General features: G+C 62.6%; 18 protein-coding genes. 10 read left to right on the top strand and 8 right to left on the bottom strand.

What is annotated here, in order from left to right:
* Window positions 1-40 precede the first annotated feature (40 nt).
* Complete coding sequence (rpoC, locus tag EHO51_RS02295) at window positions 41-4,222, top strand: DNA-directed RNA polymerase subunit beta' (protein WP_124737529.1); 4,182 nt, start codon at window positions 41-43, stop codon at window positions 4,220-4,222.
* A 143-nt stretch (window positions 4,223-4,365) separates the two neighbouring features.
* Window positions 4,366-4,722 (top strand): membrane protein insertion efficiency factor YidD, encoded by a 357-nt coding sequence (gene yidD / locus EHO51_RS02290; protein WP_124737528.1) that lies wholly within the window; start codon window positions 4,366-4,368, stop codon window positions 4,720-4,722.
* Here the strand turns inward: yidD and EHO51_RS02285 are convergent.
* From EHO51_RS02285 to EHO51_RS02270, 4 genes are all read right to left on the bottom strand, one after another.
* The gene (locus tag EHO51_RS02285; RefSeq protein ID WP_124737527.1) at window positions 4,719-5,288 is read right to left on the bottom strand and encodes a L,D-transpeptidase; all 570 of its coding nucleotides are present in this window, start codon (window positions 5,286-5,288) and stop codon (window positions 4,719-4,721) included. The genes yidD and EHO51_RS02285 overlap by 4 nt on opposite strands.
* Window positions 5,289-5,391: 103 nt before the next feature.
* Complete coding sequence (locus EHO51_RS02280; RefSeq protein ID WP_124737526.1) at window positions 5,392-6,063, bottom strand: phosphoribosyltransferase; 672 nt, start codon at window positions 6,061-6,063, stop codon at window positions 5,392-5,394.
* Window positions 6,064-6,070: 7 nt separating this feature from the next.
* Complete coding sequence (locus EHO51_RS02275) at window positions 6,071-7,135, bottom strand: hypothetical protein (RefSeq protein ID WP_124737525.1); 1,065 nt, start codon at window positions 7,133-7,135, stop codon at window positions 6,071-6,073.
* A gap of 15 nt (window positions 7,136-7,150) precedes the next feature.
* Window positions 7,151-7,339 carry a hypothetical protein gene (locus EHO51_RS02270; RefSeq protein WP_124737524.1) on the bottom strand — a complete coding sequence of 63 codons (189 nt, stop codon included), beginning with the start codon at window positions 7,337-7,339 and terminating at the stop codon, window positions 7,151-7,153.
* Window positions 7,340-7,550: 211 nt separating this feature from the next.
* Between EHO51_RS02270 and EHO51_RS02265 the strand changes: the two genes are divergently transcribed.
* Genes EHO51_RS02265 through EHO51_RS02255 form a run of 4 tightly spaced genes read left to right on the top strand, consistent with a single transcriptional unit; the run spans window position 7,551 to window position 10,176 of the window.
* Window positions 7,551-8,195, top strand: a complete 645-nt coding sequence (locus EHO51_RS02265; protein ID WP_124737523.1) for a dienelactone hydrolase family protein — start codon at window positions 7,551-7,553, stop codon at window positions 8,193-8,195.
* A gap of 60 nt (window positions 8,196-8,255) precedes the next feature.
* Window positions 8,256-8,471, top strand: a complete 216-nt coding sequence (locus tag EHO51_RS20800) for a hypothetical protein (RefSeq protein WP_245434711.1) — start codon at window positions 8,256-8,258, stop codon at window positions 8,469-8,471.
* Window positions 8,435-9,280 (top strand): ribose-phosphate diphosphokinase, encoded by an 846-nt coding sequence (locus tag EHO51_RS02260; protein WP_245434710.1) that lies wholly within the window; start codon window positions 8,435-8,437, stop codon window positions 9,278-9,280. Before EHO51_RS20800 ends, EHO51_RS02260 begins: the two co-directional genes overlap by 37 nt.
* Window positions 9,281-9,333: 53 nt before the next feature.
* Complete coding sequence (locus EHO51_RS02255) at window positions 9,334-10,176, top strand: GNAT family N-acetyltransferase (protein WP_124737522.1); 843 nt, start codon at window positions 9,334-9,336, stop codon at window positions 10,174-10,176.
* On the opposite strand, the gene EHO51_RS02250 is transcribed toward EHO51_RS02255, so the two are convergent.
* Together EHO51_RS02250 and EHO51_RS02245 are read right to left on the bottom strand one after the other, a co-directional pair.
* Entirely contained in the window at window positions 10,146-10,889 is a 744-nt protein-coding gene (locus EHO51_RS02250; protein ID WP_124737521.1) for an SOS response-associated peptidase, read from the bottom strand. The two genes, EHO51_RS02255 and EHO51_RS02250, sit on opposite strands and share 31 nt — an antisense overlap.
* Window positions 10,890-10,907: 18 nt before the next feature.
* A complete protein-coding gene (locus EHO51_RS02245; protein ID WP_018407351.1) occupies window positions 10,908-11,192 on the bottom strand; it encodes a hypothetical protein in 285 nt (94 codons plus the stop codon).
* A gap of 389 nt (window positions 11,193-11,581) precedes the next feature.
* Between EHO51_RS02245 and EHO51_RS02240 the strand changes: the two genes are divergently transcribed.
* Genes EHO51_RS02240 through EHO51_RS02230 form a run of 3 tightly spaced genes read left to right on the top strand, consistent with a single transcriptional unit; the run spans window position 11,582 to window position 12,749 of the window.
* The gene (locus tag EHO51_RS02240; RefSeq protein ID WP_124737520.1) at window positions 11,582-11,824 is read left to right on the top strand and encodes a hypothetical protein; all 243 of its coding nucleotides are present in this window, start codon (window positions 11,582-11,584) and stop codon (window positions 11,822-11,824) included.
* A gap of 32 nt (window positions 11,825-11,856) precedes the next feature.
* On the top strand, window positions 11,857-12,162 hold the full coding sequence (locus tag EHO51_RS02235) for an antibiotic biosynthesis monooxygenase family protein (RefSeq protein WP_245434709.1): 306 nt from the start codon (window positions 11,857-11,859) through the stop codon (window positions 12,160-12,162).
* A gap of 29 nt (window positions 12,163-12,191) precedes the next feature.
* Window positions 12,192-12,749, top strand: coding sequence for a peroxiredoxin (locus EHO51_RS02230; RefSeq protein WP_124737518.1), 558 nt, complete (start codon window positions 12,192-12,194; stop codon window positions 12,747-12,749).
* Here the strand turns inward: EHO51_RS02230 and EHO51_RS02225 are convergent.
* Both EHO51_RS02225 and EHO51_RS02220 read right to left on the bottom strand, forming a co-directional pair.
* On the bottom strand, window positions 12,733-13,689 hold the full coding sequence (locus tag EHO51_RS02225) for a dimethylarginine dimethylaminohydrolase family protein (protein ID WP_205788989.1): 957 nt from the start codon (window positions 13,687-13,689) through the stop codon (window positions 12,733-12,735). The two genes, EHO51_RS02230 and EHO51_RS02225, sit on opposite strands and share 17 nt — an antisense overlap.
* Window positions 13,686-14,753, bottom strand: a complete 1,068-nt coding sequence (locus EHO51_RS02220) for an ornithine cyclodeaminase (protein ID WP_124737517.1) — start codon at window positions 14,751-14,753, stop codon at window positions 13,686-13,688. The genes EHO51_RS02225 and EHO51_RS02220 overlap by 4 nt, the downstream gene beginning before the upstream one ends.
* A gap of 133 nt (window positions 14,754-14,886) precedes the next feature.
* On the opposite strand from EHO51_RS02220, the gene EHO51_RS02215 reads away from it, so the two are divergent.
* On the top strand, window positions 14,887-15,303 hold the full coding sequence (locus tag EHO51_RS02215) for an Lrp/AsnC family transcriptional regulator (protein ID WP_036241384.1): 417 nt from the start codon (window positions 14,887-14,889) through the stop codon (window positions 15,301-15,303).
* The last annotated feature ends 2 nt before the right edge of the window (window positions 15,304-15,305 follow it).

The raw sequence follows: 15,305 nt of genomic DNA, 5'->3' as shown, positions 1-15,305 counted from the left end.
GGAGCGTACGACCGCTTCCATCCCGGTCCAGGAGAAGACCATGAATCAGCAAGAGGTCATGAATCTCTTCAATCCGGTCGTGGCGACGCAGGCCTTCGACCAGATTCAGATTTCGATCGCAAGCCCGGAGAAGATTCTTTCCTGGTCTTACGGCGAGATCAAAAAGCCCGAGACGATCAACTACCGCACGTTCAAGCCAGAGCGCGACGGACTGTTCTGCGCGCGCATCTTCGGTCCGATCAAGGACTATGAGTGCCTGTGCGGCAAATATAAGCGGATGAAATACAAGGGCGTCATTTGCGAGAAGTGCGGCGTCGAGGTCACCCTCGCGCGCGTGCGGCGCGACCGCATGGGCCACATCTCGCTCGCCGCGCCCGTCGCCCACATCTGGTTTCTGAAGTCGCTGCCCTCGCGCATCGGCCTGTTGCTCGACATGACGCTCAAGGATCTTGAGCGAATCCTCTATTTCGAGTCGTATATCGTCCTCGACGCGGGCCTGACGCCGCTCAAAGAGCGTCAGTTGCTGTCGGAAGACGAATATATGCGCGCGCAAGACGAATATGGCCAAGACACGTTCACGGCCATGATCGGCGCGGAAGCGATCCGCAAACTTCTTGAGTCGATGGACCTGGAAGCGATCGCCGCGTCGCTGCGCATCGAGATCTCCGAAGCGAAGACCGAGCTCAAGCCCAAGAAGCTGGCGAAGCGCCTGAAGATCATCGAGGCTTTCCTGCAGTCGGGCAATCGCCCCGAGTGGATGATCCTCAAGGAAGTTCCGGTCATTCCGCCGGATCTGCGTCCGCTCGTGCCGCTGGACGGCGGCCGCTTCGCGACCTCGGATTTGAACGATCTCTACCGCCGCGTCATCAACCGCAACAATCGTTTGAAGCGGCTGATCGAATTGCGCGCGCCGGACATCATCATCCGCAACGAGAAGCGCATGTTGCAGGAGGCCGTCGACGCGCTGTTCGACAACGGCCGCCGCGGACGCGTGATCACGGGCGCCAACAAGCGTCCGCTGAAGTCGCTCGCCGACATGCTGAAGGGCAAGCAGGGCCGCTTCCGTCAGAACCTGCTCGGCAAGCGCGTCGATTATTCCGGCCGTTCGGTGATCGTCGTCGGTCCGGAGCTGAAGCTGCATCAGTGCGGCCTGCCCAAGAAGATGGCGCTCGAGCTGTTCAAGCCCTTCATCTATTCGCGTCTCGACGCCAAGGGCTATTCGGCGACCGTGAAGCAGGCGAAGAAGCTCGTCGAAAAGGAAAAGCCGGAAGTCTGGGACATCCTCGACGAGGTCATTCGCGAGCATCCGGTGCTGCTGAATCGCGCGCCCACTCTGCACCGTCTCGGCATTCAGGCGTTCGAGCCCGTGCTGATCGAGGGCAAGGCGATCCAGCTGCATCCGCTCGTCTGCGCCGCCTTCAACGCCGATTTCGACGGCGACCAGATGGCCGTTCACGTGCCGCTGTCGCTCGAAGCGCAGCTCGAAGCGCGCGTGCTGATGATGTCGACGAACAACATCTTGCACCCGGCCAATGGTCAGCCGATCATCGTGCCGTCGCAGGATATCGTTCTCGGCCTCTATTATCTCACGCTTGAGCGCGACGGCGAACCCGGACAGGGCATGGCTTTCTCGAGCCAGGGCGAGATCGAGCACGCGATCGCCGCCAAGGCGGTCACGCTCCACACCAAGATCAAGGGCCGCGCCTGGACCTATGATGAGAAGGGCAAGCGCGTATCGAAGATTTTCGACACGACGCCCGGCCGCATGATGCTCGGCCAGCTCATGCCGAAACACGACAAGATTCCCTTCGACGTCGTCAACAGACTGATGACCAAAAAGGAAATCTCGAACATGATCGACACCGTCTACCGCAACTGCGGTCAGAAGGAGACGGTCATCTTCTGCGACCGCATCATGTCGCTTGGCTTCCGCGAAGCCTTCAAGGCGGGAATCTCCTTCGGCAAGGACGACATGGTCGTGCCGGAAAACAAGGAGGCGATCGTCTCCGAGACGCGCGCGGCGGCCAAGGAATATGAGCAGCAGTATAATGACGGCCTGATCACTCAGGGCGAAAAATACAACAAGGTCGTCGACGCATGGATGAAGTGCACCGACAAGCTCGCCGAGGAAATGATGCAGCGCATCTCGTCGGTGAGCAAAGACGAGCACGGCCGCGACATGCCGATCAACTCGATCTATATGATGTCGCATTCCGGCGCACGCGGCTCGCCGCAGCAGATGAAGCAGCTCGCGGCGATGCGCGGACTGATGGCCAAGCCCTCGGGCGAGATCATCGAGAGTCCGATCATCTCGAACTTCAAGGAAGGCCTCACCGTCCTTGAATACTTCAACTCCACGCACGGCGCCCGCAAGGGTCTCGCCGACACGGCGTTGAAGACGGCGAACTCGGGCTATCTCACGCGCCGCCTCGTTGACGTCGCGCAGGATTCCATCATCTCATCGACCGACTGCGGCTCCCAAAACGGCATCCGCATGCGCGCGATCATCGACGCGGGACAGGTCGTCGCCTCGCTGACGTCGCGCATCCTCGGCCGCACCGCGGCGGAGCCTCTGATGTCGCAGGACGGCAAGACCGTGATCGTGCCGGCCGGCGAGATGATTCAGGAGCAGCACATCGACGCGATCAACGCCGCCGGCATTCAGGAGGTGAAGATCCGCTCGGTCCTGACCTGCGAGGCTAAGAACGGCGTCTGCGGCAAGTGCTATGGACGCGATCTCGCGCGCGGCACGCCCGTCAACATGGGCGAAGCCGTCGGCGTCATCGCGGCGCAGTCGATCGGGGAGCCGGGCACGCAGCTCACCATGCGCACCTTCCATATCGGCGGCGCGGCGCAGCTGGCTGACCAGTCCTTCATCGAGTCGAACTTTGAGGGCAAGGTGCATGTGCGCAATCGCCATCTCGCCCGCAACTCGGACGGCGATCTCATTGTCATGGCGCGTAACGTCGCCATCGTGATCCTCGGCCCGAATGGCGAGGAGCGGGCGGTGAACCGCCTTCTCTATGGCGCCAAAATGAAGGTCGACGAGGGCGACAAGGTGAAGCGCGGCCAGCGACTGGCCGAGTGGGACCCTTACACGCGTCCGATCATCAGCGAAGTCGACGGCGTCATCGGCTTCGAGGAACTCGTCGAAGGGCAATCGATGTCGGAGACGGTCGACGAATCGACCGGCATCACCAAGCGCATGGTCATGGACTACCGCCTCAACCTGCGTTCGGCGAGCCTGAAGCCCTCGATCCTGATCAAGGGCGCCGACGGCAAGATCGTCAAGCTGGCCCGCGGCGGCGACGCTCGCTACTTGCTGCCCGTCGACTCGATCATCGCCGTCGAACCGGGCTCGACGGTGAAGGCCGGCGACATTGTCGCGCGTATTTCGGTGGAGAGCGCCAAGACCCGCGACATCACCGGCGGTCTGCCGCGCGTCGCGGAGCTTTTCGAAGCGCGCCGTCCGAAAGATCACGCGATCATCGCGGAAATCTCCGGCACGGTCGCCTTCGGCAAGGACTACAAGAACAAGCAGCGCATCACCATCACGCCGACCGAGGAAGGCGCGGATCCGGTCGAATATCTGATCCCGAAGGGCAAGCATATCCATCTTCAGGATGGCGACGTCGTCGAGAAGGGCGATTACATCGTCGACGGCAATCCGGCGCCGCATGACATTCTGGCGATCAAGGGCGTGGAGGAGCTTGCGGCTTACCTCGTCAACGAGATCCAGGAGGTCTACCGGCTGCAGGGCGTCAACATCAACGACAAGCACATCGAAGTGATCGTGCGTCAGATGTTGCAGAAGATCGACATCGTCGATCCGGGCGACACCGGCTTCCTCGAAGGCGAGCAGGTCGACAAGCTGGAGCTCGAGGAAGCGAACGCCAAGGCGCTCGAGAATGGCGGCAAGCCTGCGCATGGCACGCCGGTGCTTCTCGGCATCACCAAGGCCTCGCTGCAGACGCGTTCCTTCTTCTCGGCCGCCTCCTTCCAGGAGACGACCCGCGTCCTCACCGAGGCCGCCGTCAACGGCAAGATCGACCCGCTCGTCGGCCTCAAGGAGAACGTCATCGTCGGCCGGCTCATTCCGGCCGGCACCGGCGCTGCGATGTCCAAGTTCCGCGCCGTCGCGGGCGGGCGCGACGAGCTCATCATCGAGCAGCGCGGCGCCGAAGCGGCCGAGCCTGCGCCGGCGCTGCCGCCCGCGGAATGAGATCGCCTACACACTGAGACCGAAAAGGCCGCCCTCGCCGGGCGGCCTTTTTGTTGGACGGACCCCGGGCGCACATTGCGAGTCCCGTCCTGCGAACACGCCCTCCCTTCCGATCGTGTCGCCGACGACATAGATTGCTGTCCGTGTCCTCCCTGCTGTCTTCCTCTCTGTCCCTGCCCGCTCGCGCGGCGCGCGCGCTGATATTCGTCTACCGGGTCACCTTCTCGGCCTTCGCGGGACGTTTCTGCCGCTATGCGCCCACCTGCTCGGAATACGCCGACGAGGCCATCGCCAAACATGGCTTTTGGGCCGGGGGCTGGATGGGGTTCGCGCGGATCTGCCGCTGTCGTCCGGGCGGCGGCGCGGGCTTCGACCCAGTGCCCGCGACCTTGCGCGCCGATGCGCGCCCGCTCACGCCCTGGCGCTACGGCGTCTGGCGCCAGCGCTTGGTCTGCGAAGCCGTCGAGCCCGGAGACAAGATGGACGCCAGGCGCCCTTAATTGAGCACGACGACTTTCGTCCCGACCTTCACGCGACTGTAGAGATCGACGACGTCCTTGTTGGTCATGCGGATGCAGCCCGATGACACGGCGGCGCCGATCGTGTCCGGCTCGTTGGAGCCATGAATGCGATATTGGCTTGAGCCGAGGTAGAGCGCGCGCGCGCCAAGCGGATTTTCCATGCCGCCGGCCATATGGCGCGGCAAATCCGGTCTGCGCTTGAGCATCTGCGGCGGCGGGCTCCAGTCCGGCCACTCGCGCTTGCGCGAAATCGTTTTCACGCCGGACCAGGTGAAGCCCATTCGGCCGACGCCGACGCCATATTCAATCGCGCGTCGATCGCCAAGCACGTAATAGAGCCGACGGTCTTTGGTCGAGATGACGACCGTGCCGCGCTTGAATTCCGGATGGCGCCAATAGACGGCCTGCCGCGGTATCGCCTGCTCGCGAAACACATTGAGGAAGTCGGCGAGCGGACCGCGATTGATCGGGCTGTCGAACGCCTGCGCCGGGGCCGCCGTGAAGAGAAGCGCGGCAAAAATAATCGATCCGCTGTTTTGGCGCATGGTTGATCTCCCAAAAGCCGCGGAGAGAGTTTTTTGGGGGATTACGGCTGATTTCGGGTCGCCGACATCGACGACATAGATCAAGTATGCTGCGTTCGGCTGCTCAGAACGTCGCGCTCGACGCGCCCCCGGCCTTCGTGGCGCATCGATCAAGAATCTCGATCACTTCACCATCGCTGATCTGGCGAAAATCCCGGTAGAAAAAGCCGATCGCGCCGAAGGCGCGATGCGTCTCAAGACAGACAATCTCATCGACTTCAGCGCTAAGAGACTCCAGCGTATCTGGAGGCGCGACCGGCACAGCCAGCACAAGCTTTTTGGGCGCACGCGCGCGGACGGCGCGCAAGGCCGCGCGCGTCGTCGCGCCGGTGGCGACGCCGTCGTCGACAACGATGGCGATGCGCCCTTTCGCCTCCGGTCGTTCACGGCCTCCAAGATAGAGCTGCCGGCGCCTCTCGATCTCCTCAAGCTCGCGCGCGCACACCTCCTCAAATTCTTGTTCGCTCACATTCGCCATGGCGATCACGTCCTCATTGCGCACGATGATCGGCGCGCCGCCATCCGCCACGGCGCCCATCGCCAGCTCCGGCTGGAAGGGCACGCCAATTTTCCTGACGAGCACGAGATCGAGAGGCGCCTTCAGCAAAATCGCGATCGGCTCCGCGACAGGCGCGCCGCCACGCGGCAGGGCGAAGACGACAACATCCTCGCCCTTGAATTTCTCAAGCTCGGCGGCAAGGCGACGTCCAGCGTCGGTTCGGTCGTAAAAGGACATGGCGCCCTCACCTTCCCGTCTGATAGTCGGCGGCGAGCGCCGATTGCGCAAGATCGAGATAGCGCGTCGCCAGCGGCTCCCACTTCGTTGGCTCACGCGGAGAACCATCGAGAAGATGCGCTACGGACTGCCGCGCGCGCAGCACCGCGCGCCAAGCCGCGTAAAGCGACACCAGGCGTCGCGGGGGTTCGCAGGAGAGTCTCTGCGCCACTTTGTCGACAAGTTCGACGCCGAGCGCATTCGCGCCAAGCAGCGCAGATTCGACGCCAAGATAGGCAAGCTCGTCGAAGGGATCGACCTGGCGCAGTTCGGCGTTGAACTCCAGACAGTCGAATATGGCGATGGGGTCGCGAAAGCAGATGTGCTCCGGGCGCAAGTCGCCATGCCCGTCGATCACATGGTCTTGAAGGACGCGCTCCTGCAACTCTGACCGGCTGGCCGCCAGTCTGGCGTCGAGAAGGTCGAGCAGAACGGGCGTGCGCCCATGGTCGAGCGCGAAATCCCGCCGCGTCAGAACGTCTCGATTCTTTTCCTGCTCGCGAAAAAACCGCAGCGCATAGTCCTCGGCGCTGATCGAGGAGCGTTCCACGCCGCGATAGAACGCCGCCAAGGTGTCGCAGAGCGCGTCAATCTGCGCCGCGCTCAAGCGCTCTTCGGCGATCAGCCGATCGAGCATCGCTTCGCGCGGCAGGCGACGCATTTCGACAAGCCAGTCGACGACGGCTCCCTTGCCGCCAAGCGCCATGCCGCCTTCCGCACTATAGGTCAGCGGCGCGACGCCCAAATATACATCGGCCGCGAGCCGGCGGTTGAGACGCACCTCCTCGCGACAATTGTGTTCGCGAGCATCGATCGTCGAGAAGTCGAGGAAGGGATAGCAGACGGGTTTCTTGAGCTTGTAGACCTTGTCGCCTGCCAGAAAAACATAGGACATATGCGTTTCGAGCACGGTGACCGAGTCCGGAGCGTGCGAATAGGCGCCGGGCGCACTGAGAAATCGAACCTTCTCGGCCGTTGAGGGCGAGCCCGCGTCGCCAATGGCGCGCGCTCCGCTATGGGGGATCGACTCCATCGCCCCGCTGCTTTCTCAGCCCGTGACGCAGATGAGCGGCGCGGCTCGCGAGCGGGCCTTTCCGGCCGTCCGCCTGTCCGACAGGACAAGATGCAGGTTGATCTCTTCGAGCCCGCCGGTTTGCTGATGCGCGCCCGGACCTTTGAGGGCGTGACAGGTTGTCGCGCGTGCATAGCGATCCTCGAGCTTTTTGATCATGCGCATAATCTTCTCTTGCGGTCGGATGACGGCTCAACGGCCAGAAAGTCGATCTTCTGCTGCGAATGCATCAAATTCCTCTAAAAACTGAGACGCGCAATGGGCGTCCTAAAGAGGATATGGCGAGGGCTGAGCGGTTTCTCCAGAAGAAGATTCATACTGCGGCGCCATGTAGGACGCCATGTAGGCTGAAACGTCCAATCCGCACGAGGTCCCCATGACGCGCGACTTCACGACCGCCGACGTCGCAATCGGCCCCCATCGATTGGAGGGATCGCTGTACTTGCCTCAGTCGCCACAGGGCCTTGTCATTTTCGCGCATGGCAGCGGCTCCTCGCGCTTCAGTCCGCGCAACAGATATGTCGCCGAGCGACTCGTCGCGCAGGGATTCGCCTGTTTGCTGTTCGACCTCCTCACCGCCGAGGAAGGCGAATTCCGACGCAACGTCTTCGACATTGAACTGCTCGGCGCGCGCGTCGGCGAAGCGATCGACTGGGTGAGGGACAGCGATATGGCTCGCTTGCCCATCGGGCTGTTCGGGGCGAGCACAGGCGCCGCAGCGGCGCTCGTCGCCGCGGCCGACGAACCACGCGTCGCCGCCGTCGTCTCGCGCGGCGGTCGGCCAGATCTTGCAGGCGACGCGCTGCGGCGGGTTCAAGCGCCGACATTGCTGATCGTCGGGGGATTGGACTATGGCGTGATTGAACTTAATCGCAGCGCGCAGCAGCTGCTCAGATGCCGGAACCGTCTCGACATCGTCCCCGGCGCCACCCATCTCTTCGAGGAGCCTGGCACATTGGAGAGCGTCGTCGAGCGCGCGACCAGCTGGTTTGTCGAGAATCTTTGCGCGCCTCAGGCGTGACCCAAGGATAACGTCCAAGAATAACACATGCCAAATTTTTCTTAAGCAGAAGGTTTGAAAATGATGACGATGGCGCTGACCGAACCGCCGCGCGAAGCGGAGAGCAGCCTTGCGCTATTCGCGCTCGGCGCCAGCATATCCGCTGGCGAAGACGTCGCACAATTGCTTGGCGCTGAGCTCGCGCCGCTGGAAGACCGCAAGTTCGAAGACGGCGAATATAAGATCAGGCCGCTCGAAATGTGCGCGGCCGCGACTGTTACGTCGTTTTCACCCTAAATGGCGACGATGTCGCGAGCAGCGCCGACAAGCTCTGCAAACTGCTGTTCTTCATCGGCGCGCTGAAGGACGCGGGCGCTCAGCGCGTCACCGCCGTCGCGCCCTATCTGTGCTTCGCGCGCAAGGACAGGCGCACCAAGCCCCGCGATCCGGTCACCACGCGCTATGTCGCGCAGCTGTTTGAAGCGCTTGGGACGGACCGTGTGGTCTGCGTCGACGTACACAACATCGCCGCTTTTCAGAACGCCTTTCGTTGCGAGACGGTTCACCTTGACGCTCAGGCTCTGTTTGCGCGTCATGTCCTGGCCAATATCGGGGACAGGCCTGTCGCCGTCGTCTCTCCTGATCTTGGCGGCGAAAAACGCGCGGAGCTTTTTCGCTTGCGGCTCGAACGCATGCTGAAGCGGCCCGTGGCCAAGGCCTTCATGGATAAATACCGAAGCGAGGGCCACGTCGCTGGCGATATTTTCGCGGGCGACGTCAAGGATCGCACCGCGATCATCATCGACGACCTCATCGCCGGCGGGGGCACGGTGGCGCGCACCGCTGCGGCCTGCCGCGCCAATGGCGCGGCGCATGTCTGGGTCGCCGCGACCCACGGCGTCTTTTCCGAAAAGGCGGCGTCCGCGCTGAAGAGCGCGCCGATCGACCGGCTCATCATCACCGATACAACGCCGCTGCAACCGTCCATGGCGGCCGCGCTTGGCGATCGGTTGATGGTGGTCAGCGTCGCCGGTCTCCTGGCCGAGGCGATCAGACGCCTGCACGCAAATGCTTCGATCACGCAGCTTCTGGAGGACCGGCCCTAGCCGCCGGGCGCGCGTTGGTTGCGTCCTGCAGCGACTCGCGCCACAAGCCTCGCATGAACTTGGAAGACATCGTCATTCGCCGAATGTCCAAGAGCGAACTTGATCGCGCGCTCGATTGGGCCGCGGCCGAGGGCTGGAATCCCGGACTGTATGACGCGGAGAGTTTCTACGCCGTCGATCCGAAAGGGTTCTTTATCGCCGAACGCGCGGGCGAGCCTCGTGGCTGCGTCTGCGCCGTCGCCTATGACGAGTCATTCGGCTATGTCGGGCTCTTCATCGTTCGTCCGGCTCATCGTGGACAGGGCGTCGGCCTTCGGCTCTTGGACGTCGCACTGCAGCACGTGCAGGGCCGCAATGTCGGGCTCGACGCCGCGATCGACCTTCAGCAGACTTATGCGCGCTACGGATTCAGTTTCGCCTATCGCAACATACGTCATCGATGCGTGGGCGGCGGCGAAGCGCCACCCGACCTGACGGAATTGGCTGACGTCCCCTTCGACGAGATTGTGCGTTATGACCAAACGGTCTTTCCGACGTCGCGACCAAATTTTCTTTCGCGCTGGATCGCGCAGCCGCGCAGCGCCGCGCTCGCCGTGGTGAAGCAAGGGCGACTCGCCGGCTATGGCGTGCTGCGCGCGTGTCGCGACGGCTACAAGATCGGGCCGCTGTTCGCGGATGATTCGCAAATCGCCGACGCGCTGTTTCAAGGCTTATGCGCGCGAGCCGCGCGTGCGCCGGTGTTTCTCGATACGCCCGAAGCAAACGCCGCCGCCATCGCGCTGGCGCAGCGACGCCGGATGACCGCCGTGTTCGACACCGCGCGCATGTATACGAAAGGCACGCCGCCGGGACGCATCGACCGCTGCTACGGCGTCACGACCTTCGAACTCGGCTGATTCGCTTCGCCGGACAGGGCGCCGAGGCGATCGATAAGATCAGTGGCCGCGAGGCTCGGGGCGATCAGCGTCGCATCGTCGTCGGCTTCGCCCGAACGGTTGACGCGCGGCGACACGGTCCATTCCTGCAGAGCCTCGTCGAACGGCGCGCGTAGCAACGCCCCGGGATCCTCGCCTGTCATCCATGCGTTGGCGTCGCGCCAGTCGAGGACGACCGGCATGCGATCATGGAAACGGCGCATCCAGCCATTCGCTGGACCGACAATGATCGTCGCGGAGTCGATCGTCGCATCGCTCTCAATATCGCGACAAGTCTCGCACAAGCCGGCTAAGGCGAGCGGGCGGCCGTCGGGCGCCGTGAAATAATGTGGATTCCTGGCGCCTTTCGCCCCGGTCCATTCATAGAAGCCCGACGCCGGGATGATGCAGCGCCGAGAAGCGAAGGCCGAGCGGAACATCGGTTTTTCGGCGACCGTCTCGGCGCGCGCGTTGAAGGTTGCAGGCAGTTCGCGCAGGGGCTTCTTCCACCAGGAGGGCGCAAAGCCCCAGCGCATCTGGACAAGTTCGTTTCCCGCCGGCGTCGGCCTGATGACCTCGATCATCGTCGTCGGCGCCACATTGTAGCGGGGCTGCAAATTGCGCGGCTGGCCGAACAAATCGGCAAGCCGCTGGAGCTCCTCCCAGGAGAGATGCTGCGTGAAGCGCCCGCACATAAGCGAGACCGTCCTGTCTCAGTAGTAGTGCCGATGACGGCGGTAATAATATGGGCGCGGCGCCGTCGCGGCGCCAATGATGGCGCCGCCTGCTGCGCCGACCGCCGCCGTGGCGAGCGTCGGGCCGGCCAGTCCGCCTGAGGCAAGCGCGCCGATGCCGGCGCCCCCCAGACCGCCGATGACGCCGCCGCCGAGAGCGCGTTCCGCGGGCGTGTAGCAGCCATAAAGCGGCATTGAGGCCGTCAGAAGCGTCGCAAGGACGAGGGCTTTCTTGGCCCGGCGGGGCGTGGCGATGCTGTGCATTTTCATTCCCTTGTTCAAACTCTTCTCGCTGCGTTGGCGCTGAAGCCAAGCCTTCGCGGCGCATCGCCGAATGAACCCAGATTTGCGCCAGAACGATGGCCCTGTCGTGAAGCCACAGGCCAGAACGATGGCCTTGGCGTGATGGTCACAGCCGGGGCGCTCGATGACGACGCGCTTCCTTCTAACTGGAATATTTCGCAAGTAAGAACGCCGCGAACAGCGTTTTCTGAAAGACTTCCGATGAGTGATCAATTGTATTGACGCAGGAAGTCGCCTGTTAAATCTTTATACCATGCACGCGGCGCCGCTGAGACTTTCAGCATTGAACCCTCGAGCAAAAAATCAGGCGCGCAACCCCACGCGTGACGTTCCGCGCCCTCAAGGAGAAAATGATGTGCGATCTGGCGCGAGAGAGAAAACGCATTGATTCGATCCTCGCCGAAGCGATGAACCAAAACTCGGTTCGATCATCGATCGATGAAGTCGAACTCGCCGGCTATGGGCTTGCGGCGCTGCGCAGCCACTATGCGCTTACCTGTCCGGATGAATGCATGCGCAAGAGATGTGACGAATTCGCTGCGCTCATCGCGCTGACGCGTCGTGCGCAGCAGCATGCGCTACATGCGCTATGAAATATTCGGCGACAGGACAGAAGGAACGCGCGATGTTCATGGCCTCGAACCAGTTCAAGGTCGTCAAGGGCTGCGAAGAAACATTCGAAACGGCTTGGCGAGAGACAAGCGTCCGGCTGCGGGAAGCGGCCGGTCTCATCGGATTTCAATTCCATCGAGGGAAGCAGAGCGGTCCGCACGTGCTCTATTTCTCAGTGACCATGTGGGAGACGGAAGAGCGCTTTCTCGATTGGCGACGCGCCGAACTCTACGGTCCGCCGAACGGCGGCGCTGGTCCGCGCTGCGCCTCGAGGCTGGAGGAGTTCGACGCGACTGTCTCCAGAAGCAATCCGCAATAGGCGCCGATGGTGCTTCTTAGGAGAAAGACATGTTGGGAATTGGGGACAGCATACCGCCTTTCGTCGTCACCGGCGTTAAGCCGGGATTTAATGAGGTCGAAGAAAACGGCGAAACAGCCTTCGAAACGCTCAGCGAGACGAGCTTTCCAGGGATGTGGAAAATCATCTTCTTCTATCCGAAGGATTTTACCTTCGTTTGTCCGACGGAAATCGCGGCCTTCGCGCGTTTGTCGAAGGATTTCGCCGAGCGCGACGCCGTCGTTCTCGGCGGCTCGACCGACAATGAGTTCGTGAAGCTTGCTTGGCGGCGCGACCATCGTGACCTGAAGAGCTTGCCGATCTGGCAGTTCGCCGACTCGAGGGGCGATTTGGTCGATGGACTCGGCGTGCGCGCGCCTTCCGGCGTCGCCTATCGCGCCACCTTCGTCGTCGATCCCGACAATGTCATTCAACATGTCTACGCCACGAATCTCGACGTCGGCCGCGCGCCGGACGATACGCTACGCGTGCTCGACGCCTTGCGGACCGGCGCGCTTTGCCCCTGTAGCCGGCCGGTCGGCGGAGAAACGCTTATCCCCGCGGCATGACCGCGGACGCGGCGCCCGGCAACTGCAGCGTCAGACATTTCGCGGCGCCGCCCGCCTTCATGAATTCCGAGAGCGGCGTGACGACGGGCATGAATCCCGCGTCGATCAGGCGCGATCGAACATCGTCGGAACAGGCGTTGAGGAATACTCGCCCGGCGACTTCGACTGCGTTGCAGGCGAAAGCGAGCGCGTCTTTCTCGCCGACTTCGATCCGCTTCTCGACCGGCGCGATGGCTCGGATCGCTTCCTGTGACGCGATATCGAAGGCCGCTGGATAATACATCAGCCAGCCGCCGCTCAGCGGGCAGAAGCAGGTGTCGAGATGATAGAAGCGCGGATCGACGAGCTTCAGCGCGACGGCGCGCAGACCGAATATCTTTTGAAGATGTTTGGGCGCTTCCTCGCCTGAGCGCCAGCCGTATCCGCACCAGACAATGCCCCGCGCATGATCGAGAAGCGCGTCGCCGGCGCCCTCAAAGGGAATGTTCTCCGGCCAGCGTGCGATCGAATAGCCTTGCGCTTCGAACCATTCGCAAAACAGACGCTCTTCGGACCGCCGCTCCTTGGCGTTGAAACGACTCACGACGGCCGTGTCGCCGATCGCAAGTCCCGCATTTGCGGTGAAGACCATGTCCGGCAGGCCCGGCGTCGGCGCGACGAAAGCGATATCGCTATGCGCCGCCAGATTGCCGCGCAAGTTCTCCCACTGCGCCTGCGCGAGCGGCAGCGCTGCTTGCCCAATCTGATTTTCCATCCACGGGTTGATAATGTAATCGACGCCGAAATGGTCTGGCGCGCACATCAGTAGCGCGCGACGCGCAGGCGCAGGCCGTGGCTGCGCGGCTGCGCGCGCCTCGTCCCGCGGCGCATCGCTCAACACAGCGGCTTCAGCGTCGAAGCTCGTCAGCGAATTCTCTGGCATTGAACGTGCGTCGATCATGCGGGCTGTTCCGTCCTTACGAGAGCTGCGACGTTTTCCTGCTCCGCGTCGAGCGGATGCAGCAGTGAGAACAGATCCTTCGGGTCTGCAGGCCCAGCGATCAGCTCGATGTTGCGGCCGACGCCCGTCTCCCGCGCAAGGTCGCGCAACAGGCGCAACACCGAAAAATCCTCGATGGCGAAACCGACGCTGTCGAAGATGGTGATCGCGTCTTTGGAGGTGCGCCCTGGTCGATCACCAGCCAGAATCTCCCGCAGTTCCGTCACCGGATGCTCGGGGCCGAGTTGCTGAATTTCGCCCTCGCTGCGCGTCTGCGGCGCATATTCGACGAAGATCTCGGAACGCAGCAGCAGTTCGCGCGGAAGCTCGGTCTTGCCCGGGCAATCGCCGCCGACCGCGTTGATATGGGTTCCAGGCACAACCATGTCGTCGGCCAGTATCGTGGCGAATTTCTTATCCGCCGTGATCGTCGTGACGATGTCCGCGCCTGATGCGGCGATGCGCGCTTCAACGCACCGAACGATCGTCAGGCCGTAGTCAGCCATGTTGCGCTCGAACTTCTCGACGGCGTCAGGATCGACATCGAAGACGCGAAGCCGGTCAACGCCAAGAACGGCGTGAAACGCGCACGCCTGAAACTCCGATTGAGCGCCAAGGCCGATCAGCGCCATCGTCTTGCTGTCGGTTCGCGCGAGATGCGCCGCCGCCAGCGCCGAGGTCGCGCCGGTTCGGAAGGCGGTGGCGAGCGTCATGTCGGCGATGAGGGTCGGATAGCCGGTTTCGACGTCGGCGAGCGCGCCGAAGGCGACGACGGTCTGCAGATTGAAGTACGTGTTGCCGGGATGACCGTTGACGTATTTAAAGGCGAAAGCCTCGCCGTCGCTCGTCGGCATCAGTTCAATGACGCCGCGCGGCGAATGGCTCGCGTAACGCGGCGACTTCTCGAATGCGTCCCAGCGCATAAAATCGTGACGCAGATAGTCGACTAGCAACAACCAAAAGCGTCGCGCGCCCACTTCTCCAACGATGCGGGCGATATCTCGCGCGCTCAGAAACGTCACCATGCCTTCTCCCATCGATCCATGTGGGGAGACTAGAACGCGGGCCCGCTAATCAAAATCGCCATAAATTGGCGAAACGGCTCGAAATTTGTCATTTCGGTCATAGATATTGACCGTTTCGACAGAGGCGCGGGCCATGGACGACCTCGACCACCGACTGATCGCGCTGCTGCGGACGGACGCGCGCGCCTCCTTGTCCCAGCTCGCCAAGGCGCTGGGCGTCTCGCGCGGGACGGTCCAGAACCGACTCGACAAGCTGATCGCGTCCGACGTGATCCTGGGCTTTACGGTTCGGCTGAAAAATCCTTCCGCGTCCGATCGCATCCGGGCGATCATGATGGTCGAAGTCTCCGGCAAGAATTCCCGTCGCGTCGCCCAGGCGCTGCGCGGACTCCCGCAGATCCACACGCTTTACAGCACCAACGGGCCTTTTGACCTCATCGCGGAAATCGAGTGCGCCAATCTCGAGGAATTCGACCGTGTGCTGTCGGGCGTGAGGATGATCGAGGGGATCGCTCGAAGCGAGACAAGCCTGCTGCTTGCGCCCGCCTGAGC

It is taken from the genome of Methylocystis rosea (assembly GCF_003855495.1).
GTDB lineage: Bacteria > Pseudomonadota > Alphaproteobacteria > Rhizobiales > Beijerinckiaceae > Methylocystis > Methylocystis rosea_A.
The sequence above is the reverse complement of the archived record's forward strand: the minus strand, read 5'-3'. Positions and strand labels throughout refer to the sequence as shown.

Bases quoted from the DNA above. Each gene is read 5' to 3' on its own strand.
- rpoC (WP_124737529.1), top strand. From the start codon at position 41: ATGAATCAGCAAGAGGTCATGAATCTCTTCAATCCGGTCGTGGCGACG.
- EHO51_RS02285 (WP_124737527.1), bottom strand. From the start codon at position 5,288: ATGCGCCAAAACAGCGGATCGATTATTTTTGCCGCGCTTCTCTTCACG.
- EHO51_RS02280 (WP_124737526.1), bottom strand. From the start codon at position 6,063: ATGTCCTTTTACGACCGAACCGACGCTGGACGTCGCCTTGCCGCCGAG.
- EHO51_RS02275 (WP_124737525.1), bottom strand. From the start codon at position 7,135: ATGGAGTCGATCCCCCATAGCGGAGCGCGCGCCATTGGCGACGCGGGC.
- EHO51_RS02270 (WP_124737524.1), bottom strand. From the start codon at position 7,339: ATGCGCATGATCAAAAAGCTCGAGGATCGCTATGCACGCGCGACAACC.
- EHO51_RS02265 (WP_124737523.1), top strand. From the start codon at position 7,551: ATGACGCGCGACTTCACGACCGCCGACGTCGCAATCGGCCCCCATCGA.
- EHO51_RS20800 (WP_245434711.1), top strand. From the start codon at position 8,256: ATGATGACGATGGCGCTGACCGAACCGCCGCGCGAAGCGGAGAGCAGC.
- EHO51_RS02255 (WP_124737522.1), top strand. From the start codon at position 9,334: ATGAACTTGGAAGACATCGTCATTCGCCGAATGTCCAAGAGCGAACTT.
- EHO51_RS02250 (WP_124737521.1), bottom strand. From the start codon at position 10,889: ATGTGCGGGCGCTTCACGCAGCATCTCTCCTGGGAGGAGCTCCAGCGG.
- EHO51_RS02245 (WP_018407351.1), bottom strand. From the start codon at position 11,192: ATGCACAGCATCGCCACGCCCCGCCGGGCCAAGAAAGCCCTCGTCCTT.
- EHO51_RS02240 (WP_124737520.1), top strand. From the start codon at position 11,582: ATGATGTGCGATCTGGCGCGAGAGAGAAAACGCATTGATTCGATCCTC.
- EHO51_RS02235 (WP_245434709.1), top strand. From the start codon at position 11,857: ATGTTCATGGCCTCGAACCAGTTCAAGGTCGTCAAGGGCTGCGAAGAA.
- EHO51_RS02230 (WP_124737518.1), top strand. From the start codon at position 12,192: ATGTTGGGAATTGGGGACAGCATACCGCCTTTCGTCGTCACCGGCGTT.
- EHO51_RS02225 (WP_205788989.1), bottom strand. From the start codon at position 13,689: ATGATCGACGCACGTTCAATGCCAGAGAATTCGCTGACGAGCTTCGAC.
- EHO51_RS02220 (WP_124737517.1), bottom strand. From the start codon at position 14,753: ATGGTGACGTTTCTGAGCGCGCGAGATATCGCCCGCATCGTTGGAGAA.
- EHO51_RS02215 (WP_036241384.1), top strand. From the start codon at position 14,887: ATGGACGACCTCGACCACCGACTGATCGCGCTGCTGCGGACGGACGCG.